Here is a 20,005-nt window from a genome sequence, read left to right as displayed (position 1 = left end):
CCATGTGAGCAATCCAGACTGCCGCCGCGGAGAGTCTCTGGATTGCTTCGCTGCGCTCGCAATGACGGTGTGTGCAGTTACGACTTGCCAAGAGCAGCAAGCACTTCCTTCGCCGCCCGCTCTCCACTGTCCCGCGCGCCATGCGCCGTCGTGAAGAAGTTCGGCGACGTCGCTTCGCCCGCAAAGAACAATCGCCCCTCCACTGGCGCGGCCAACACCGCACGGTCGCCGGCGTGCCCCGGCAGCGCGTGCGAGTACGACCCTCGCGCAAACGGATCGTGCCCCCAGCGGGACTCGTACAGCGGCTTCAGCTTGCGGCGGATATCGTTGCCGAGAAAGCCCGCGATCTCGTCGATGCTGTGCGCGGCTATGGCGCCCTCGCCGGCATCTTCCAGCTGACGTGCAAAGCTGCCGCCGAAAAAGCCTTCGATGCAGGGCTGGCCGAACGGGCGGATGTGGTAGGTGCCCATCTCGGTGCGCATGCTGGCGCCGCGCAGGTTTCCTTCCCTGGGGAAGGCTTCGGCGTCGTCGAGTGCCAGCGTCACCTTGTCGTCGACGCCGAGCGGCAGGCCGCGCGCTGCGTCGACTTTGGCCGGTAGCGGCGGCGAGAAGCGGATCGCCTCCTCCGCGATCACGTTGGTCGGTACGGTGACGATCACCTTGTCCGCGGCCATCGTGCCCTGTGACGTCTCGATGCGGACGCGCTTGTTCGAATGATCAATCAGCGTGACGCTGCAGTTCAGGGCCACCGGGCAGGGCGCGCCATAGGCCGCGATGAGCGCGCCATAGCCGCGGCGGACGCGCCAGTTGAGCTCGCTGTCCTCATAGGCGTCCCAGTCGAGCGTCGACATGTCCTTGAGCTCGCAGCCGTTGATGTAGGTCGAGATCGCGTCGATCATGGGATTCCAGCGATTGCCGGGCTCGAGGCTGCGGCTCGCGGGCTCGTCCTTGCCCTTTTGCGCGGCCTGCCAGAGCCGCTCGTAGAACGCGTCCATCGCGCCCATGAAATCGTCGCGCTCGCCTTGCGGAAAGGCATTGCCATAGGCGCGCTCGCGCCAGGGCGGCAGGTCCTTGTTGAGCTCGAATTCGAGCGCGCGTGCGATTGGAACGAACGAGTTCTTGTCGGCCGAGTGCAGCCAGCCGCAGCCGACGTCGAAGGTGACCTCGGGTGAGGCCTGCACGGTCCAGGCGCGGCCGCCGAGCCGGTTGCGCGCCTCCAGCACGATCACCGAGAGGCCTGAACCGCGCAGCGCATGTGCTGCGCCGAGGCCGGCGGCACCGGCACCGATGATTGCGACGTCGACGGAAGAGGGGAACGACATGGGTGGCCTCTAGCACGTCTCTGGTACGCGCTAAAGTCACCACAAATCAGGTGTCATCACCCGCGAAAGCGGGTGATCCAGTATTCCAGAGGCAGTCGTTAGAGGGCCGAGAGAGCGCGGCGTACTGGATTCCCCGCTTTCGCGGGGAATGATAGCGAGCGAGAACGACAGCTTACGCCACCGCTTCCTTGGACTTTTCCGCGCGCTTGCGCTCGTTCGGGTCGAGGTGCTTCTTGCGCAGGCGGATCGACTTCGGGGTGACCTCGACGAGCTCGTCGTCCTCGATATAAGCGAGTGCCTTTTCGAGAGTCATGCGGATCGGCGGGGTCAGGCGCACGGCTTCGTCCTTCGAGGTCGTGCGGATGTTGGTGAGCTGCTTGCCCTTGAGCACGTTGATCTCGAGATCGTTGTCGCGGGTGTGCTCGCCGACGATCATGCCCTTGTAGACCTTCCAGCCGGGCTCGATCATCATCGGGCCGCGGTCTTCCAGCTTGAACATGGCGTAAGCCACCGCTTCGCCCTGGTCGTTGGAGATCAGGACGCCGTTGCGGCGGCCCTGGATCTCGCCCTTGTACGGGGCATAGCCGTGGAACAGGCGGTTCATGATCGCGGTGCCGCGGGTGTCGGTCAGCAGCTCGCCCTGGTAGCCGATCAGGCCGCGGGTCGGCGAGTAGAACACCAGGCGCAGGCGGTTGCCGCCGGACGGCTTCATCTCGACCAGCTCGGATTTGCGCTCGCTCATCTTCTGCACGACGACGCCGGAATGCTCCTCGTCGACGTCGATCACGACCTCCTCGATCGGCTCCATGGTGGCGCCGGTCGCCTCGTCCTTCTGGAACACGACGCGCGGGCGCGACACCGAGAGCTCAAAGCCCTCGCGGCGCATGGTCTCGATCAGGATCGCGAGCTGCAATTCGCCGCGGCCGGACACTTCCATCGCATCCTTGTCGGTGGCCTCGACGACGCGCAGCGCGACGTTACCCTCGGCTTCGCGCAGCAGGCGGTCGCGGATCATGCGGCTCGTCACCTTGTCGCCTTCGGTGCCTGCGAGGGGAGAGTTGTTGACGATGAAGGACATCGACACGGTCGGCGGGTCGATCGGCTGCGCCGGCAGCGGCACCTCGACGGTCGGGTCGCAGAAGGTGTCGGCGACGGTGCCCTTGGTCAGGCCGGCAATGGCGACGATGTCGCCGGCTTCGGCTTCATCGAGCGGCGTGCGCTCGAGACCGCGGAATGCCAGGATCTTGGTGATGCGCCCGGTCTCGACCAGCTTGCCGTCGGCATGCAGCACCTTGACCTGCTGGTTCGGCTTGAGAATGCCGGACGAGATGCGGCCGGTGATGATGCGGCCGAGATAGGGGTTGGCCTCGAGGATGGTGCCGATCATCCTGAACGGACCTTCCTCGACCGTCGGCGGCGCGACATGGCGCAGGATCAGGTCGAACAGCGGCTCCATGCCCTTGTCCTGCGGACCCTCGGGGCTCTCGGCCATCCAGCCCTGCTTGGCCGACCCATAGAGGATCGGGAAGTCGAGCTGCTCCTCGCTGGCGTCGAGCGCCGCGAACAGGTCGAACACCTCGTTGATGACTTCGGTCGGACGCGCGTCGGGACGGTCGACCTTGTTGATGACGACGATCGGCTTGAGGCCGACCTTGAGCGCCTTGGAGACCACGAACTTGGTCTGCGGCAGCGGGCCTTCGGCGGCGTCGACTAGCACCAGCGCGCCGTCCACCATGTTCAGGATTCGCTCGACCTCACCGCCGAAATCGGCGTGGCCGGGAGTGTCGACGATGTTGACGCGGGTGTCCTTCCACTGCACCGAGGCCGCCTTGGCCAGAATGGTGATGCCGCGCTCGCGCTCCAGGTCGTTGGAGTCCATGGCGCGATCCGTCACCTTCTGGTTCTCGCGGAAGGTGCCGGATTGCTGGAGGAGCTTGTCGACGAGGGTGGTCTTGCCGTGGTCGACGTGGGCGATGATGGCGACGTTACGAAGATTCATGAGTGAGCTTCTTTGCGATCGTACAATGGGTTAAGCGCGATCTCGCCGGTCAAGCCGGGACCTCTTCACGGATAACGCTGGAAACGTGGAAAACGGGGCCTGCTACGCCCAAAAAGGAAACCCGGCCATATCGACCGGGCAGCCTACGCGTTTGCGGCGCAATATAAGCAAAAAGCGCCAAAAAACAATGCGTTCTTTCGGGGTTGGTTGACTGAATTTTGCCCGGAAATCCCCGGGGGTTAGGGACGATTCTGGGCCAAATCGGCCCTTTAACCCGTGGTGGCCGCCGCAATCAGCCCTGAGCGGAGCCGCGGTCCGGCTGCTCGGTCGGATAGACCCCGCGCAGCACCTCCTCGAAGTGCATCTTCACGGCGTCGTTGCAGAGGCAGGCGCGCAGGCGCAGGCCGGCATGGTTGCGGACCAGGATCGAGCCGCGCCGCGTGTCGAGCACGCCTTCGGCCCTGAACGATTGCAGCACGCGGCTCGCATAGCTGCGCCCCACCCCGAGCAATGTGGCGAGCTGCTCATGCGTCAGTGGCACGCTGCTCTCGTCGCCGGTCCGCTCCATCGCTGCCAGGATCCATTTCGCCGTGCGCTGCTCGATCGAGTGGATGGCGTTGCAGGCGGTCGACTGGAACATCTGCGCCAGCATGCAATCGGCGTAGCGGGCAAAGATATTGCGCAGCGATGGCGAGCGCAGCTTGGCTGCTTCCAGCTTGGCGACATTGATGCGCACAAACGGGCCGCCGAATTTCACGCAGATGCGGGTGTAGGCCGGCAGAAATCCTTCGCTGACGATGCCGCCCACCGCGCCTTCGCGACCGACCAGAATGGTCTCGACGTCACGGCCGTCCTCATTCGGGACCAGAAACGTCGCGAGCGAAGGCCCGCAGGGAAAATGCACGACCTGGACGTCGTCGCCGGGACTGTAGAGCAGATGGTTCGCGCCGACGTCGTCGAGGGTGACATGGGGCGCGAGCAGCGCATAATCCGCCGCGTTCAGGCGCCGCAAGAGATTGTTGGCGGGGCGGCTCTCGATCTCGTTTGCCAGGCTGATACGCGCGTCCATCGTGAACTTCCCCTCCTCTTCTCCACATTAGCGGGCTCGGTTCACGGCTTGTGTGCACATGTGGACAGACATCAAAACTGTTCTGTGGTGAGTTTCGTTCCGGGAACCCTCCGATGTGGCTTGGGCGCAGGCGTCGGGATGAGGCCGTCCAGATTGGTGAAAAACATGCAGCCCTCGATAGCAGCCAGGATCATGACACCTGCTTCCCCGGACCGTTCGGCCGACGTTCCTGCCGATGTTCTCATCGTCGAGGACGATCCGATCATCGCCATCGATTTCGAGGATCGACTGCTCGGCTTTGGTGTGACCAGCGTGCGCACCGTGGCGTCGGTGGCGCAGGCGCTGCAGGAGATCACGGCACGCGCGCCCGACTTCGCGCTGCTCGATGTCGAGCTGATCCGCGAGAAGAGCTTTGCAATCGCCGAGCGGCTCGCCGCCCTGGAAATCCCTTTCGTCTTCGTCACCGGCTACGGCGCGGAGACCGGCATCCCTGCGCAATTTGCCGCGCGTCCGCGGCTGCAAAAGCCGTGCTCCAGCGATGCGCTGGAAGCGGCGTTGCAGGCGCGCGACGCCTGACGGCGCGGTAGCCTCAGGCCTGCTTCGGATCGAGCGTGGTCGACCACAGCGCGACGTCGGCGCGGTCGCGCAACGTCACAATCATCTGGCCCGAGGCACCGTCGATCTTGACGTGACCGAAGAACTGCATGCCGGCGGACGGCGGCAGGTTCTGCTTGTCGAGGCCGGGCGCCTTGATGAAGCGCACCTCGGGGCCGAAGGTGTTGTCGAGCTCGTTCGGACCGAACGTGCCGGCATGCAGCGGACCCGAGACGAATTCCCAGAACGGCTCGAAATCCTGGAACTGGGCCTTGTTGGGATCGTAATAATGCGCCGCGGCGTAGTGCACGTCCGCGGTCAGCCACACCGTGTTCTTGATCGGTGCCATCTTGATGAAGCGCAGGATGTCGGCGATCTCGAGCTCGCGGCCGCGGGCCGGACCGTCGCCCTGCGCGAATGCCTCGGAGCCCTTCTTGTTGGTCGCATCGTCATAGACGATCAGGCTGAGCGGCATGTCGGAGGCAATCACCTTCCATGTCGCGCGCGAATTGAGCAGGCCACGCTTCAGCCACGCCATCTGCTCGGGCCCGAGGAAATAGCTGGCCGGGCCGTAGTCCGTCTCGAGGTTGGCGCCGTTCGGGCCGCGATAGCTGCGCTCGTCGAGCACGAACACGTCGAGATGCGGGCCGTAGGAGATCTGGCGATAGACCCGGCCCGGCTCGTTGATGCTCTCGCGCATCGGATACATCTCGTGGAAGGCGCGGCCCGCGCGCGCCGCGAGCAGCGAGATGTCGCGCACCTTGTAGGTCGCCGGCAGATCCTTCGACAGCGACCAGTTGTTGGTCACCTCGTGATCGTCCCACTGCACGAAGATCGGCACCTCGGCATTGAAGGCGCGGACATTGTCGTCGGTGAAATTGTATTTGTGCGCGGCGCGGTACTCGTCCAGCGTCTCGGCGACCTTGGCCTTCTCGGGAATCGTGACGTTCTTCCAGATCTTGCCGTCGGCAAGCTTGACCTCGGAGGGGATCACGCCGTCGGCGTAGATGGTGTCGCCGGAATGCAGCAGGAAATCCGGCCGGTGTTTTCGCATGGCCGCGAAGGTGACCATGCCGCCGTCGTCGGGATTGATGCCCCAGCCCTGGCCGGCGACGTCGCCGCCCCAGACAAAGCTGACGTCGCGGCGGTCGGCGGGCGCCGTGCGGAAGCGGCCGACCACGGGCTCGCCTTCGATCGCGGTGTGGGAGAGATCGCGGAAGCGGACGCGGTAGAAGATGTCCTGGCTGGCAGGAAGATTGTCCACCAGCATCTTCGCGGTGAAGTCGCTCTCGGGCAGCGCCGCGATCGGCGGCAGCGCGCGCGCGTCCTTGAAGGACTCCGTGGTTGCCACCTCGACCAGCATCTGCGCGGGCCGGTCGGTCCGCGCCCAGACCACGCCGCCGTCGACTGTGACGTCGCCGGACTGCACGCCATGGGTCACCGCCGGCCGGTCGGCCGCGCGCGACAGATGCGGCATCGCAATCGCGCCAAGCGCACCGGCGCTGGTGCTGAGGAAACGACGGCGGGAAAATTTGATCTTCATGGATCGCTCGCTGGCTAGCAGTCTCGTGCGCATCTCGCGCCGTCATTCCGGGTTCGCGCTCTGCGCGTCCCGGAATGACAGCGGAAGCTATATTGAGACAATGTGACGCGGCGATTACGCGCGCAAGCGTTTATGCGTTGCCGGCGGCCCGGAATTGCGTGCCGGCGCGTTGCAGGTTCTGCGGCATGCTGAACAGAACGGCCTTGCGGTCGGCAACCGCAGTGTGGAACTGGTCGAGCACGATGTTGAAGGCGGTCAGCGCGCCTTGCTCGATCGCGCCGTGGTCGTAGCAGCGCAGCGTGTCGCGCAGGATCTCGTCGGCCTCGGCCTGCATCTGGTCGAGATCTTCGGCGGTCTCGCTCTTGCGGGCGGCGGCGAGCATGTCGAGCAGCCGTTCGCGCAGATGGCTGTTGTTGTCGCGCTCGTCCTTCCTCAGATAGCCCGCGAACCACGCACCGAGCGAGCCCATGGCGGAAAGCGCCATCAGGCTCCACCAGATGTAATCGCTGTACTTATCGAGGAAGGTTTTCTCTTCGCCGTCGACGAAAGCGGCCGCGCCCGGATGCACGGGGATCACCGCGTCCTTGTCGGTATCGGGCGTCTCGATCTTCGCGGCCTGCGGGAATTCGGTCAGCAATTGCTGGCGTACCGCGAAGAGCTGCCGGGTGAAAGCCGCGACGGTGGTCTCGGACAGGCCTTTGCGCGCCACGATGTGGTGCGAGAAGCTGATGGTCTTGACCTCGTCGTCCGGACGATCGGGCGAACCACCATAGGTACCCGCAGGAATCTCCGACGCTTCATAGACCGGATGATTCTGCGCGATCGCGTCCGCCGAATCGATTGCGAGGAAGGTCGGCGTGCCGCCATCCTTGGCCGATGCGGCAATCGCATCCGCCGTGATCTTGCTGTTGACGGGGCCCGCCGCGAGGTAGACGTCGGCCTTCTGTGACTTGATCGCCTCGGCAGCTTCATTGGCCGGGAATTGCACGATCTCGACCTTGGCGGGATCGACTCCGTATTGCTGCAGGATCACCTTGAGCAAATTGACGTTGGCCTGCGTGCGTCCGACCACGCCGACACGATGGCCGGCGAGCTGCGCGATCTTGGTGATTTTCGCGCCCTTCTTCTTGCCCTTGCCGGACACGGACCACAGCACCGCGACGTTCTTGCGCAGCGTCGCGACGGCTTGGGCGTTCTTGGGGACATTGAGATCGCCGCGCACGATGGCGAGATCGGCCTTGCCCTCCGCGAGCAGATCCGCGCTGGCGGTGGCGCCGTCGGTCTGGATCGGGCGCAACCGCACAAAGCCTTTGCTCTGCGCAAAGGCCTGCGTCAGTGTCTGCACCACCTTGACGTCGTCGCTGTTGGCGGGACCGACCGCGATCTTCAGCGTCACCGGTCGCATCGCGAAATAATAGCCGCCGGCAAGCGCGCCGATGATCGCGAGCACCAGCGCCAGAGACACGAGTGCCGTCTTCCGCGCCGCGGATCGCGGCGAAGGCGGAGAGGACGTTTCGGCCAGGTTCGCGTCCCCGGTCATCGATCTCCCAAACAGGCGCTTCAGGCTCAGTTTCATCTTGGCCGGCGATTTACGCCCGCAACTGTAGCAAATTTCTTGTCCGGCGGGGTTACATCTCCGTCATGGTTAGCGGATCGGCCAAACCCCGTATGAACCCCGGCCGTAGGCACGGTGTTAGGGTAAAGTTCCCCTGAAAACGGAGGCGATCATGGCAGAACGGCTATCGGCGGACGCACGCAGGCAGGCGCTGGGCGGTATCCCGGGCTGGGCGGAGGTCCAGGACGGCAAGGGGATCGGGAAGACCTTTGTCTTCAAGGATTTCAACGAGGCTTTCGGCTTCATGACCCGCGCGGCGCTGGTCGCCGAGAAGATGGATCACCACCCCGAATGGCGCAACGTCTACAAGACGGTCGAGGTGGTGCTGTCGACCCACGACGCCGGTGGCGTCACCAAGCTCGACATCACGCTCGCCACGGCCATGAATGCGATCGCCAAGCTGACGCAGGGCTGACGTCTTGCAGGGGCGGGCCGCGTCCCCATCTTGTGATCGACACGGGATGCGGCCATCCGCCGCGTCCGGCTGAACGGGAGTTTGTCGAACATGGCTGCCGAGCACAGCGTCGGCTTCGAGCCGGCCGATCGGCTCGCGGAAGATCGTGAAAGCGTGCGCCGCCGCTTCTGGCGCAAGCTGAAGCGCGTCGTCGCGCATCTACCGTTCGCCGAAGATCTGCTCGCCGCCTATTACTGCGCGTTCGACCGGCAGACGCCGCGCCACGTCCAGGCGTCGCTGCTGGGCGCGATCGCCTATTTCATCTTGCCGTTCGACTTCATTCCCGACGTGATGCCGGTGCTCGGCTTCACCGATGACGCCGCCGTGCTCGCCACCGCCATTCGCATGGTCGCCAGCCATATCACGTCGGAGCACCGCGACGCGGCGCGCGCTGCGCTGAAGCGCGGGGTGGATGAGGCGGAAGCGGCGTAGCAGACGCTATTGGCGGCACGTCGTCGCCACACCCACTGCCGTCATCCCCCGCGAAGGCGGGGAATCCAGTACGCCGCGGCCTCTCGATTCAATCACCGGCGTCTCGGAGTACTGGATCGCCCGCCCCAGTGCGCAATTGCGCACAAGGCGGGCGATGACGGCGAGTGTGTAGCTGCTCGCTACTTCTTTTCCGCCCGCGCCTTCTCCGCATCCCACGCCTGGAATTGCCTGAACAGCGTGTCCCTGTCTGCGTCGGACACTTTCGCGGCTGCGGGGGCCTGCTTCAGGAATGCCTCGAAGCGTTGCTGTGTCACCGGTTCGACGCCGTGCCGGTCGAGCCATTGCTGCGCCACCGGCAACCTGTTCCAGCCGGACAGAGGTGCCGCGAGCGAAACCTCCTTCCATTTGGGATGGAACGGCGGGTTCTGAAGCGCGGGGAATTTGGTGAAGAACGCGTCCACGAACAGCGCGAGCTTGCGATAGCGCTCGGTGTTGGGCGCCCAATTATAGGCCGCGAGCACGGCGGGCACCGCGATGGTGTCCACGCTCTCGCCGTCCTTGATCAGGTTGGGGTAGTCCTTGGCGGTTAGCGTCGTCGGCAGATAGTCGTTCTGGAGCGGCTTTGCGTAGTCGACTTTCGCAAGGTGAAAGCGGCCGTCATTGCCGAAGGTCGAGACCGATTTGTACGGCTTGCCGCCGACCACGATCACTGCATCGATCTCGCCGGCTTTCAGCTTTTCCATCGCGATGCGCTGCTCGACATAGACGAACTTGGCCTTGATCCCGAGCCGCTCGAACACGGTAAGCGCGGTAACAAAGGTGCCGCCATTCGGCAGGTCGACGCTCACCGTCTTGCCTTCGAGGTCTTTCAGCGTCGCGATCGATTTCGGCGCGATCACCTGCATCTCCTCGTTGTAGAGTTTCGTCACATAGGTGAACTGCCGCTTGATGTCCTTGGCGAAGCCTTTGCGTTCGAGATAGTCGAGCGTATCGGCTCGCACGATTCCGAGATCGACGCCCTGCAAAAACAGGATGTCGGCGACGCTCTGCACCGAGCCACGGCCGACGATCGGCAGCACCCGGATCTTGTTGCCGTCGTCGAGCACCGAGGCGAGGTCGGCGCCGAACTGCACATAGGTGCCGCCGATCGTGCCGGTAATCAGCGTGACGGTGTTGGCGTTCAGCGCCTGCTTGGTCGAGGTCGAGCCGAACTGGAAGATGGCCTTCAGGCTGTCCGAGACCTTGGCCGGATCATATTCGGTCTGCTCTGCGCGTGCGGTGTAGGCACAGATCGTCATGATGGCGGCAAGCGCCATTTTCAAAGCGTTACGCATGATGTCCCCTGAAGCGTTCTAGTTCGAGAGAAGAGCGAGGCGCTGCTGCGCGTCCGCCGATCCGAGGGCTGCGGCCCTCTGGTACCAGTCGCGCGCCGCGGCGGCGTCGGCGGTGATGCTCCGCGTGTCCTTGGTGCCCAGTACGATTGGATCATAGGTCTGCGCCAGCAGGAACGCAGCCGTCGCATCCTGCGCATTCGCCGCGCGCTCGAGCAACAGCCGCGCCGCGGCGATGTCGCCGACGGTCATTAGGCTCCCGGCGCGCGCCATCAACCCGGCCAGCGTGTCGGCGTCGAGGGTCTTGGCCGGCGGAGGTGACGCGGGCTGTTCGGTGACAGATGCCGGTACAGGCGCAGGTGGCTGAGCCTGTAGCGCGGTCTGGTAGGCGGTTGCGATCGCCTCGCGGCTCGGCGCCGTTGGCGCGGACATGTCCAGTGCGTCAGCACTCGCCAGCATCGTGTTGGTCACACGCGCGGCATCCTTGACAGGACTCTGCCGTGCGGCGGGCGGATTGGCGGAAGCTGCGGCCTCGTCCGCGGCCGCGCCCATCCACGACTTGGTGTTGATGGAGAGCAGCCGGTTGAGGTCGGACTGAAACAGCGCGACCGGAACCGCGATGGCCGCCGCCGCCAGGATGGCGGCGAGAATGCGCGGGACGATCCTGACGCCGGTGCGCAACTCGCGTGGCGCGAATTCGCGCGGATCCGGCGGGCTGAGCGGATCGGACAGGAAGAGTGGAATCGGATCGTCCGGAGAAAGTTCGGCCCGTGCGGCGCGTGCACGGATATAGGACGCGGTAGGCGGATGTGATGCGACTTGATCGGAGTCGAGCGACCTCGACCCCCTGGACTGACGGAAGGCCGTCGTCTCCATGGTGATGCTCCCCAATACTGACACAACGCGGGGCATTGCCGGTTTCAGTTTTCTTGTTTGTTGTCCAGGAGCGCCCTGCAAACTGGAACCGGTAAATCGCAATTTGAATCAGCCCAAAAAGCGACGGCGATTGGGGCGAATCGGGAAATATTCGGGTTTCATTACGGCGAGGCGGCGAAATGCACCGCAATTTTAGCGGGAATGGTTGAGCGGGATTTTACCGGACAACGGTGGGCATGCTGTCTGTCCCGCACTCGCTGTCATTCCCCGCGAAGGCGGGGAATCCAGTACGCCGCGGCCTCTCGATTCAATTACCGGCGTCTCGGAGTACTGGATCGCCCGGTCGAGGCGGGCGATGACAGCGGGCGTGTGCGGTGACACACGCCTCCACCCGCATTCTCATGGATGCAAGATCACCTTGCCCATGGCCTGACGACCCGCAAGCACCTTCAATGCGTCGGCGGTCTGCGCCAGCGGGAAGGTGCGGTCGACGTGGGAGGAGATCTTTCCTTCCGCCGTCCACTTCACGAGCTTCTCGAGATTGGCGCGGTTCTTCTCCGGATTCTGCCGGGTCCAGGCGCCCCAGAACACGCCGCGGATGTCGCAGCCCTTCAGCAGCGCGAGGTTCAGCGGCATCTTCGGAATGTCGCCGGCGGCAAAGCCGATCACGAGGAAGCGGCCTTCCCAGGCGATCGAGCGCAGTGCCTGCTCGGCATACGCACCACCAACCGGATCGAAGATGATGTCGACGCCCTTGCCGCCGGTGAGTTTTCGCAAGCCTTCCTTCAGATCTTCCTTGCCGTAGTTGAGCGTGAGCTCGGCGCCATGCGCTTTGGCGAATTCGAGCTTCTCGTCCGACGAGGCGCAGGCGATCACCTTCAGGCCCATCAACTTGCCGAGCTCGCAGGCAGCGAGGCCCGTGCCGCCGGCAGCACCAAGCACCGCGAGCGTCTCGCCCGGCTTCGGGCTGGCGCGATCTTCCAATGCATGCAGCGCGGTGCCGTAGATGATGATGATGCCGGCCGCACGGTCATGGTCGAGATTGTCGGGAATCTTCACGATCGTTGCCGCTGGCAACGCGATCTTTTCGCGCGCGCCGTTGTGGCCGCAGGAGGCGACCACGCGATCGCCGACCTTGAGGTCGGTGACACCGGGGCCGATACTCTCGATCACGCCCGAGACTTCGGCAGCCGGCGAGAACGGAAACGGCGGCTTGATCTGGTACTTGCCCTGAATCATCAGGATGTCGAAGAAGTTCAGCGCCGCCGCCTTGATCGCGATCACGGCTTCGCCGGGACCAGCCACCGGATCCGGCACATCGGCAAGCACGAGATCGTCGGGCTGGCAATATTGCGAGCAGAGGATGGCTTTCATGGCGGCACCTTCTTGAGAGAACTTGGCGTTTCAACGAATTATAGTTGGCCCGTTTCTGCCGGATTTAGCACGACCCGACAATCCAGTTTCTTTGCCCAAAGCGATGCGCAGGCCTATCCTCACGTCATTGCGAGCGGAGCGAAGCAATCCAGAAACCGTACCGCGGAAATAGTCTGGATTGCTTCGCTGCGTTCGCAATGACGAAGCAAGAACAAAAGGGAGGATTCAAACGATGTTTGAAACAGGTCTGCTCAGGGGCAAGCGCATTCTCGTCACCGGCGGCGGCTCGGGCCTTGGTGCCGCGATGGGACGCCGCTTCCTCGCGCTTGGCGCCGAGCTCGTGATCTGCGGTCGCAAGCTCGACCGGCTGGAGGCAACCGCGAGCGAGATGCGCGCGCAGAGCAGCGGCAAGGTCACGACGATCGCGTGCGATGTTCGCGATGGTGTCGCCGTCGACGAGATGATGGATGCGACCTGGCGCGAGGCACCGCTCGACATCCTCGTCAACAATGCGGCCGCGACCTTCATCGCGCAGAGCGAGCATCTGTCATTCCGCGCAGCGGACGCGGTCCTGGCGCCGACCCTGCATGGCGCGATGTACTGCACGCTCGCCGCCGGCAAACGCTGGATCGACGGCAGGCACAACGGCGTCGTGCTCTCGATCCTCTCGACCTCGACCATCACCGGCCGGGCCTTCACTGTTCCCTCGGCGATGGCGAAGTCAGCGGTGCTGGCGATGACCAAAAGCCTCGCGGTCGAGTGGGGCCCGAAGGGCATCCGCACCGTCGCGATCGCGCCCGGACCGTTCCCGACCGCCGGTGCATCGGGCCAGCTTCGCCCCGTGGGCCGCGACGAGGGCTGGAGCGCGCGAAATCCGATGGGGCGCACGGGCGAGCACAGCGAGCTCGCCGACCTCGCCAGCTTCCTGGTCTCGGACCGCGCCGGCTACATCAACGGTGAGATGGTGGTAATCGACGGTGGGGCGCATTTGCGCAGTTCCGGCGCCGAAGATTTGTTGCGCTGGACCGATGCACAATGGGCCGAGCAACGTGCCGCGCGATCCAAAGGCTGACCCGCTAACTGCCTTCCCAAATTGGACTTTTCCGGCTATCCCTGCGACGGGGACAAAGCACGGCCGGGCCATCTTCCAGTCACAATATTGAGGGAACCACTCCAGCATGTGGCGGGTGCTGATTTTAGCTTTGATGACTGGCGTGACAGCTTGTGGAATCACCGGTTCCGCGCGGGCGCAGACGCCGCAACCGGCGCCGAAGGCTGCGGCAAAGCCGGCCGCTGCCGCCGCCAAGACGGCCGCCAAGCCCGAGGGCAAGCCGGTTGGTCCTGCCGCGGCGGTTGCGGGCGGCGCAGAGCCGACCCTGATCGGCCAGTTCGGCACCTGGGGCGCCTATTCAGCGACGCCCAACGGCAAGAAGGTCTGCTTTGCGCTGGCAAAGCCGTCGTCGTCGAAGACCAATCCGCCGAACCGGCCACGCGATCCCGCCTATGCTTTCGTCTCGACCCGCCCGGCCGAGAAGGTGAACAACGAAGTCTCGGTCATGATCGGCTATGCGCTGAAGCCGGGCTCGGAATCCTCGGTCGAGGTCGGGGGCGCCGCGTTCGCCATGTACACGCAGGGCGACGGCCTCTGGATCAAGAATGCGGCCGAGGAGGAGCGGATGGTCGAGGCCATGCGCAAATCCGCCGATCTCGTGGTCAAGGGCGTCTCGGCCAAGGGGACGGAGACCACCGACACGTTCTCGCTGAAGGGCCTCGCCCAGGCGCTCGACCGGATTTCGCAAGACTGTCGACGATAAGACTGCCGACGATAAGATTGCAGGCGTTAAGGCTGCAGGCGGGATCACGGTCGCAATCGGCAGTTCCGGTTGCTATATAAGGCCGGTTCCAGATTTTCTTCCGTCATTCCGGGTTCGATGCGGCGCATCGCCCCGGAATCTCGAGGTTCCGGGTTCAGCTCCTCGAGCTGCCCTGGAACGACCAAGCCATTAGGTCCATTCAATGCAACCGACGACCGAGCCGCACAACGCAATCCTGGTGGAGAAGACTCCACTCGAAACCTATGTGCCGCCGGCGAAGCCATCGCTGATCGGTCTGTCGCGCACCGAGCTTGCCGATCGCCTCGGCGACATCGGCGTCGCGCCCGCGCAGCGCAAGATGCGCGTGCAGCAGCTGTGGCACTGGCTGTATTTCCGCGGCGCCCAGAGTTTCGACGACATGACCTCGATCTCGAAGGGCATTCGCGCTGAGCTCGCAGAGCATTTCACGGTCGATCGGCCCGAGGTCGTGGCCGAGCAGATCTCCAACGACGGCACCCGCAAATGGCTGCTGCGGCTGCCGAGCGGCGACAATGTCGAGAAGGCGCATGAAGTCGAGTGCGTCTATATCCCCGAGACCGATCGCGGCACGCTCTGCGTCTCGTCACAGGTCGGCTGCACCTTGAATTGCTCGTTCTGCCACACCGGCACGCAGCGCCTGGTGCGCAATCTCACCGCCGGCGAGATCGTTGGCCAGATCATGGTGGCGCGCGATCGCCTCAATGATTGGGCCGATCGCGAGGACGGCACGCGCCGCGTCACCAACGTCGTGATGATGGGCATGGGCGAGCCGCTCTACAATTTCGATGCGGTGCGCGATGCGCTGCTGATCGTCGGCGACAATGAAGGCATCGGCATCTCCCGCCGCCGCATCACGTTGTCGACGTCGGGCGTGGTGCCGAACATCGTGCGCGCCGGCGAGGAGATCGGCGTCATGCTCGCGATCTCGCTGCATGCGGTGCGCGATGAGCTGCGCAACGAGCTGGTGCCGCTCAACCGCAAATACCCGATCAAGGAGCTGCTGCAGGCCTGCCGCGACTATCCCGGCGCCTCCAATGCACGCCGCATCACCTTCGAATATGTGATGCTTAAGGGCGTCAACGATTCGCTCGACGATGCAAAGCTGCTGGTCAAGCTGCTCAAGGGCATCCACGCCAAGATCAACCTGATCCCGTTCAATCCCTGGCCCGGCACGGCCTACGAATGCTCGGACTGGGACCAGATCGAAAAATTCTCCGAATACATCTTCAACGCCGGCTATTCCTCGCCGGTGCGCACCCCGCGTGGCCGCGACATCCTCGCCGCCTGCGGCCAGCTCAAGTCGGAGACCGAAAAGCTCAGCGCACGCGAGCGCCAGGCGCTGCGCGCCATGGCGATGACGGATTGATGATGCGCGGCCGCGCTCTCGCATCCTCGTCATTGCGAGCGCAGCGAAGCAATCCAGTCTGTCCTCGCGGAAAACTCTGGATTGCTTCGCTTCGCTCGCATTGACGGTGAGTTTCCTGTCATGTCCCTGATCGGCCGCCTCATCGTCATCTTCATCGGCTTCCTGGCCGCCTGCTTCGTCGGCGGGATGATCGTCGTCGTGGCGCTGCTGTTTCCGGAATTCTCCGATCTCGGCGCCGGGCCCGTCGACCAGGGCACGATCGACATTATGCTCGGCTTCGGCTTCATCTTCGTCTCCGGCTTTGCGCTGGTGCCGGCGGCCGTGATCGTCGCGATCACCGAAGCGCTCTACATCCGCAGCGCGCTTGCCTATGCCGTCGGCGGCGGCCTGGTCGGGCTCGCCTGCTATCTCGGCCTCGTTCCCTTCCACTCCGACACGTTGCAGTTCGAGGGCATCGTGCGGCGCCATCTGGAGATCATGACCGGCGCAGGCATCGTCGCCGGCGTGGTCTATTGGCTGATCGCCGGCCGCAACGCCGGCGCCTGGCGCCAGCCGTTGCCCCCGCGCCAGCCGCCTCCACCGCTGCCATTGAATTCAAGGCCGGATGCACAGTAATTCGTGCCGTCATTCCGGGGTTTTCATCCCCGTTCCACTCCGCTAAACCGCGCGCCATGAACCGGACTGGACTCTTCATCGCCCTGGCGCTGTGGCTCGTGATCGGCGTCGTTTTCGGCCTCTATCCCGAGCTCGATCTCAAGCTCGCCGCGCTGTTCTTCGATCCCGGGACGAAAACCTTTCCGCTCAAGCTGAACGTCTGGGCCGGCATCGCGCGAGACGCTGCGATGTGGATCTCCTGGGCCTTGGTGCTGCCTTCGCTGGTCGCACTCGTGGTCAAGATGATCCGGCCCGATCGTCCCTTGATGGTGTCGGGGCGCGCGATCGTGTTCCTGCTGGTCACGATCATCCTGTCGGCCGGCATTCTCACCAACCTCACCTTCAAGACCTATTGGGGCCGGCCGCGGCCGGTGGTGGTGACGGAGTTTGGCGGCGACCAGCAGTTCGTGGCGTGGTGGGATCCGCGCGGCGATTGCGCGCGCAATTGCTCGTTCTTCTCGGGCGAGGGTGCGACCGCGTTCTGGACGCTGGCGCCGGCTGCGCTCGCACCACCACCATGGCGGCCGCTTGCCTACGCCGGCGCGGTAGTGTTCGGCGCCGCGACCAGCGGGCTCCGGATGGCCTTTGGCGGGCACTTCTTCACCGATGTCGCGACCGCCGGCCTCGTCACCTTCGTCGTGATCTGGTTCGGCTACGCGCTGATCTACCGCTGGCCGCGGACCCGGTTTTCGGACGAGGCGGTCGATGCCGCCCTGACCCGGCTGAACATGCCCGCCTACCGGCTCCGCCAGCGCCTGTTCGGTGGCAAGACCGGTCCCGCAGCGTCGATTTGAGCCATTAAATGCGTGCTCAGGTCAGCGAAATTTGATATTCGCGCGGTCAAACCGCACAAGCTATCAGCCCCGCAAGACCCGATTGGAAGCGCCATGACCACGATCCTGAAAAGCCTGCCCAAGGGTGAGAAAGTCGGCATCGCGTTTTCGGGCGGCCTCGACACGTCAGCGGCGCTGCTCTGGATGAAGCAGAAGGGCGCCCGCTGCTACGCCTATACCGCCAATCTCGGCCAGCCTGACGAATCCGATTACAACGAGATCCCGCGCAAGGCGGAGGCGTTCGGCGCCGAGAAGGCCGTGCTCGTCGATTGCCGCACGCAGCTCGTCCACGAAGGCATCGCCGCGATCCAGTCGGGCGCCTTCCACATCTCGACCGGCGGCATCACCTATTTCAACACGACGCCGCTCGGGCGCGCCGTGACCGGCACGATGCTGGTCGCGGCGATGAAGGAGGACGGTGTCAACATCTGGGGCGACGGCTCGACCTTCAAGGGCAACGACATCGAGCGCTTCTACCGCTACGGCCTCCTCACCAATCCGGGCCTGCGCATCTACAAGCCCTGGCTCGACCAGCAGTTCATCGACGAGCTCGGTGGCCGCGCCGAAATGTCGGCGTTCATGACGGCACAAGGCTTCGCCTACAAGATGAGCGCCGAGAAGGCGTATTCGACCGACAGCAATCTGCTCGGCGCCACGCACGAGGCGAAGGATCTCGAAAACCTCGACAGCGGCATCAAGATCGTCAACCCGATCATGGGCGTGCCGTTCTGGCGCGATGACTGCAACGTCAAGGCCGAGAAGGTCGTGGTGCGTTTCGAGGAAGGCCAGCCGGTCGCGTTGAACGGCCGGACTTTTGCAGATCCCGTCGCGCTGTTCCTTGAAGCCAATGCGATCGGCGGCCGTCACGGTCTCGGCATGAGCGACCAGATCGAGAATCGCATCATCGAGGCGAAGAGCCGCGGCATCTACGAGGCGCCCGGCATGGCGCTCTTGCACATCGCCTATGAGCGTCTCGTCACCGGCATCCACAACGAGGACACGATCGAGCAGTACCGCATCAGCGGCATGCGCCTCGGCCGTCTGCTCTATCAGGGCCGCTGGTTCGACTCGCAGGCCCTGATGCTGCGCGAGACCGCGCAGCGCTGGGTCGCGCGCGCCGTTACCGGCGAGGTCACCCTCGAGCTGCGCCGCGGCAACGACTATTCGATCCTCAACACCGAGAGCCCGAACCTCACCTATGCGCCGGAGCGGCTCAGCATGGAGAAGGTCGAGGACGCCGCCTTCACGCCCGAACACCGCATCGGCCAGCTCACCATGCGCAATCTCGACATCGCGGATACGCGAACCAAGCTCGGTCTCTATGCGAAGACCGGCCTGCTCTCAGGCAGCGAAGGCTCGCAGATTTTCAAGCTCGAGAGCGACAAGGATTGACGTAACCCGCGACTGTCGCCTCATTCGTCATTGCGAGCGAAGCGAAGCAATCCAGAATCTCTCTGCAGAGACAGTCTGGATTGCTTCGTCGCTTCGCTCCTCGCAATGACGAGAGCACAAAACAAAAATGGCCGGGATCGCTCCCGGCCATTTTGCATTTTGGTGTCTCGCCTCAGCGCGGCGGCGTGGTGCCGGGCGGAGGCGGCGGCAGCGAGGCCTGGCCGCCGTTGAGCAGCGGCGTGATGCGGCGGACGGTGACGCGCCGGTTGATCTGGCTCGGTCCGTCGGTCTGCTCCTTCAGGTACTGCTTGCCGTAGCCCTGCGACGTCAGGTTCTCCGCGGGCACATTGAACTGCTGGGTCAGCAATTCGGCTGCGGATTGCGCGCGGCGATCCGACAGCGACAGATTGTCGACGTCGTTGCCGGTCGCGTCGGTGTGGCCCTCGATCAGGAACACCTCGCGCGGGTTGCGCTGGATCGCCCGATTGAGGCCGTCGGCGATGACTTGCAACTTCGCAGCCTGGTCCGGTGGGATGGTCCACGATCCCGTCTCGAAATTGATCGTGTTGACGTCGACGCTCGGCATCTGCATGCGAACATTGGGGCTGTAGCGGATTTCGTCGAGCGAATAGCGTCGATCGATCCGTTGCACCGGCGGTGCTTCCATGGCGCCGTAGATCATGTCCGGCGTCGCATCCTGGGCGTCGACGATGTAGCGATCGTAGGGAATGCTGACGACCGGCGGCGGCACGTCGACATAGAAGCCACCGACCGACCGCGGATCGCGGTAGCTGTTGTCGATGATGACGAGCTCACGCCCGCCTGGGTCCCTGCGGATTCGACGCAGCAACGAACCGTCCGGACCGACCACGGTGATCACCTCGCTGCCATCGGGACGGATCACGACGGTGCGGGTTTCGCCGCCGACAGTCTCGGTGCGGATGTCGCGGGCGCCATAGCGGAAGCGATAGAGATCGTTGCCGCGGACGTATTCCTGCCCGCCGGGGTCGCGGATGATGATGCGATCCGGCTCGGTGTAGACGGTGCGGCCGCCTTCGACGACTTCCTGCCGCTGATTGCGGTAGTCGGCGATGGTGGCGCCGATCACGGCGCCGGCCACGACGCCCGCGCCGATTGCAAGCGGCGTCAGGTCACGCTGCGGCGGACGCGGCGGTGGCGGCAGCGGCGTGGTGGTCGTCGGCGCGGCGCGGAAGGCCGAGCTGACTGTCGGCGGGGCGTTCTGCGCCCTGTCGGGCGGTGGCGTGGCGGCCGCCGAACCAGGGACGACAGACGGCGCC

18 protein-coding genes are annotated in these 20,005 nt (G+C 64.5%); 9 read left to right on the top strand and 9 right to left on the bottom strand.

The genetic code is table 11. The features are described 5' to 3' along the window. Positions 1-77 precede the first annotated feature (77 nt). The 3 genes from FXB38_RS39160 to FXB38_RS39150 form a co-directional block, all read right to left on the bottom strand. Positions 78-1,322 carry a flavin monoamine oxidase family protein gene (locus tag FXB38_RS39160; protein ID WP_148756249.1) on the bottom strand — a complete coding sequence of 415 codons (1,245 nt, stop codon included), beginning with the start codon at positions 1,320-1,322 and terminating at the stop codon, positions 78-80. A 172-nt stretch (positions 1,323-1,494) separates the two neighbouring features. Continuing rightward, positions 1,495-3,321, bottom strand: a complete 1,827-nt coding sequence (typA, locus tag FXB38_RS39155) for a translational GTPase TypA (RefSeq protein ID WP_148756248.1) — start codon at positions 3,319-3,321, stop codon at positions 1,495-1,497. Between the two features lie 292 nt (positions 3,322-3,613). Continuing rightward, positions 3,614-4,390, bottom strand: a complete 777-nt coding sequence (locus tag FXB38_RS39150) for a Crp/Fnr family transcriptional regulator (protein ID WP_148756247.1) — start codon at positions 4,388-4,390, stop codon at positions 3,614-3,616. A gap of 192 nt (positions 4,391-4,582) precedes the next feature. On the opposite strand from FXB38_RS39150, the gene FXB38_RS39145 reads away from it, so the two are divergent. After that, on the top strand, positions 4,583-4,966 hold the full coding sequence (locus tag FXB38_RS39145; RefSeq protein WP_187435458.1) for a response regulator: 384 nt from the start codon (positions 4,583-4,585) through the stop codon (positions 4,964-4,966). Between the two features lie 13 nt (positions 4,967-4,979). On the opposite strand, the gene FXB38_RS39140 is transcribed toward FXB38_RS39145, so the two are convergent. Continuing rightward, a complete protein-coding gene (locus FXB38_RS39140) occupies positions 4,980-6,527 on the bottom strand; it encodes an alkaline phosphatase D family protein (protein WP_148756245.1) in 1,548 nt (515 codons plus the stop codon). Positions 6,528-6,657: 130 nt separating this feature from the next. Beyond that, positions 6,658-8,103: a TAXI family TRAP transporter solute-binding subunit gene (locus FXB38_RS39135; RefSeq protein ID WP_148756244.1), complete on the bottom strand. Its 1,446-nt coding sequence runs from the start codon at positions 8,101-8,103 to the stop codon at positions 6,658-6,660. Positions 8,104-8,254: 151 nt separating this feature from the next. Here FXB38_RS39135 and FXB38_RS39130 point away from each other — a divergent pair, with 151 nt between their 5' ends. Together FXB38_RS39130 and FXB38_RS39125 are read left to right on the top strand one after the other, a co-directional pair. After that, positions 8,255-8,557, top strand: a complete 303-nt coding sequence (locus FXB38_RS39130) for a 4a-hydroxytetrahydrobiopterin dehydratase (protein WP_148756243.1) — start codon at positions 8,255-8,257, stop codon at positions 8,555-8,557. A 90-nt stretch (positions 8,558-8,647) separates the two neighbouring features. Continuing rightward, a complete protein-coding gene (locus tag FXB38_RS39125) occupies positions 8,648-9,028 on the top strand; it encodes a YkvA family protein (protein WP_148756242.1) in 381 nt (126 codons plus the stop codon). Positions 9,029-9,207: 179 nt separating this feature from the next. On the opposite strand, the gene FXB38_RS39120 is transcribed toward FXB38_RS39125, so the two are convergent. From FXB38_RS39120 to FXB38_RS39110, 3 genes are all read right to left on the bottom strand, one after another. Continuing rightward, the gene (locus FXB38_RS39120) at positions 9,208-10,362 is read right to left on the bottom strand and encodes a TAXI family TRAP transporter solute-binding subunit (protein WP_148756241.1); all 1,155 of its coding nucleotides are present in this window, start codon (positions 10,360-10,362) and stop codon (positions 9,208-9,210) included. A gap of 18 nt (positions 10,363-10,380) precedes the next feature. Beyond that, a complete protein-coding gene (locus tag FXB38_RS39115) occupies positions 10,381-11,235 on the bottom strand; it encodes an SEL1-like repeat protein (RefSeq protein WP_187435457.1) in 855 nt (284 codons plus the stop codon). Positions 11,236-11,634: 399 nt separating this feature from the next. Beyond that, positions 11,635-12,609, bottom strand: coding sequence for an NADPH:quinone oxidoreductase family protein (locus FXB38_RS39110; RefSeq protein ID WP_148756240.1), 975 nt, complete (start codon positions 12,607-12,609; stop codon positions 11,635-11,637). A gap of 232 nt (positions 12,610-12,841) precedes the next feature. Here FXB38_RS39110 and FXB38_RS39105 point away from each other — a divergent pair, with 232 nt between their 5' ends. The 6 genes from FXB38_RS39105 to argG all read left to right on the top strand — a co-directional run bounded on the left by FXB38_RS39105 (position 12,842) and on the right by argG (position 18,707). Continuing rightward, positions 12,842-13,681, top strand: a complete 840-nt coding sequence (locus FXB38_RS39105; RefSeq protein ID WP_148756239.1) for an SDR family oxidoreductase — start codon at positions 12,842-12,844, stop codon at positions 13,679-13,681. Positions 13,682-13,787: 106 nt separating this feature from the next. Then, positions 13,788-14,423, top strand: coding sequence for an invasion associated locus B family protein (locus tag FXB38_RS39100; protein ID WP_148756238.1), 636 nt, complete (start codon positions 13,788-13,790; stop codon positions 14,421-14,423). A 202-nt stretch (positions 14,424-14,625) separates the two neighbouring features. Further along, complete coding sequence (gene rlmN / locus FXB38_RS39095) at positions 14,626-15,828, top strand: dual-specificity RNA methyltransferase RlmN (RefSeq protein WP_148756237.1); 1,203 nt, start codon at positions 14,626-14,628, stop codon at positions 15,826-15,828. Between the two features lie 120 nt (positions 15,829-15,948). Continuing rightward, entirely contained in the window at positions 15,949-16,443 is a 495-nt protein-coding gene (locus tag FXB38_RS39090) for a hypothetical protein (protein ID WP_148756236.1), read from the top strand. A gap of 56 nt (positions 16,444-16,499) precedes the next feature. Further along, positions 16,500-17,276: a phosphatase PAP2 family protein gene (locus FXB38_RS39085; protein WP_148756235.1), complete on the top strand. Its 777-nt coding sequence runs from the start codon at positions 16,500-16,502 to the stop codon at positions 17,274-17,276. A gap of 93 nt (positions 17,277-17,369) precedes the next feature. Beyond that, on the top strand, positions 17,370-18,707 hold the full coding sequence (argG, locus tag FXB38_RS39080; protein ID WP_148756234.1) for an argininosuccinate synthase: 1,338 nt from the start codon (positions 17,370-17,372) through the stop codon (positions 18,705-18,707). A gap of 172 nt (positions 18,708-18,879) precedes the next feature. On the opposite strand, the gene FXB38_RS39075 is transcribed toward argG, so the two are convergent. Further along, positions 18,880-20,005 (bottom strand): OmpA family protein (locus FXB38_RS39075; protein ID WP_246230490.1); only part of this gene is annotated, 1,126 nt, incomplete at its 5' end.

This window comes from Bradyrhizobium cytisi (genome assembly GCF_008123515.1).
Taxonomy (GTDB): Bacteria; Pseudomonadota; Alphaproteobacteria; order Rhizobiales; family Xanthobacteraceae; genus Bradyrhizobium; species Bradyrhizobium cytisi.
This window is presented reverse-complemented; position numbering and strand designations above follow the sequence as displayed.

Excerpts from the sequence above, each read along its gene's own strand:
- FXB38_RS39110 (WP_148756240.1), bottom strand. The coding sequence starts at position 12,609 with ATGAAAGCCATCCTCTGCTCGCAATATTGCCAGCCCGACGATCTCGTG.
- FXB38_RS39105 (WP_148756239.1), top strand. The coding sequence starts at position 12,842 with ATGTTTGAAACAGGTCTGCTCAGGGGCAAGCGCATTCTCGTCACCGGC.
- FXB38_RS39160 (WP_148756249.1), bottom strand. The coding sequence starts at position 1,322 with ATGTCGTTCCCCTCTTCCGTCGACGTCGCAATCATCGGTGCCGGTGCC.
- rlmN (WP_148756237.1), top strand. The coding sequence starts at position 14,626 with ATGCAACCGACGACCGAGCCGCACAACGCAATCCTGGTGGAGAAGACT.
- FXB38_RS39090 (WP_148756236.1), top strand. The coding sequence starts at position 15,949 with ATGTCCCTGATCGGCCGCCTCATCGTCATCTTCATCGGCTTCCTGGCC.
- FXB38_RS39120 (WP_148756241.1), bottom strand. The coding sequence starts at position 10,362 with ATGCGTAACGCTTTGAAAATGGCGCTTGCCGCCATCATGACGATCTGT.
- typA (WP_148756248.1), bottom strand. The coding sequence starts at position 3,321 with ATGAATCTTCGTAACGTCGCCATCATCGCCCACGTCGACCACGGCAAG.
- FXB38_RS39140 (WP_148756245.1), bottom strand. The coding sequence starts at position 6,527 with ATGAAGATCAAATTTTCCCGCCGTCGTTTCCTCAGCACCAGCGCCGGT.
- FXB38_RS39130 (WP_148756243.1), top strand. The coding sequence starts at position 8,255 with ATGGCAGAACGGCTATCGGCGGACGCACGCAGGCAGGCGCTGGGCGGT.
- FXB38_RS39125 (WP_148756242.1), top strand. The coding sequence starts at position 8,648 with ATGGCTGCCGAGCACAGCGTCGGCTTCGAGCCGGCCGATCGGCTCGCG.
- FXB38_RS39150 (WP_148756247.1), bottom strand. The coding sequence starts at position 4,390 with ATGGACGCGCGTATCAGCCTGGCAAACGAGATCGAGAGCCGCCCCGCC.
- FXB38_RS39100 (WP_148756238.1), top strand. The coding sequence starts at position 13,788 with ATGTGGCGGGTGCTGATTTTAGCTTTGATGACTGGCGTGACAGCTTGT.
- FXB38_RS39115 (WP_187435457.1), bottom strand. The coding sequence starts at position 11,235 with ATGGAGACGACGGCCTTCCGTCAGTCCAGGGGGTCGAGGTCGCTCGAC.
- FXB38_RS39085 (WP_148756235.1), top strand. The coding sequence starts at position 16,500 with ATGAACCGGACTGGACTCTTCATCGCCCTGGCGCTGTGGCTCGTGATC.
- FXB38_RS39135 (WP_148756244.1), bottom strand. The coding sequence starts at position 8,103 with ATGAAACTGAGCCTGAAGCGCCTGTTTGGGAGATCGATGACCGGGGAC.
- argG (WP_148756234.1), top strand. The coding sequence starts at position 17,370 with ATGACCACGATCCTGAAAAGCCTGCCCAAGGGTGAGAAAGTCGGCATC.
- FXB38_RS39145 (WP_187435458.1), top strand. The coding sequence starts at position 4,583 with ATGACACCTGCTTCCCCGGACCGTTCGGCCGACGTTCCTGCCGATGTT.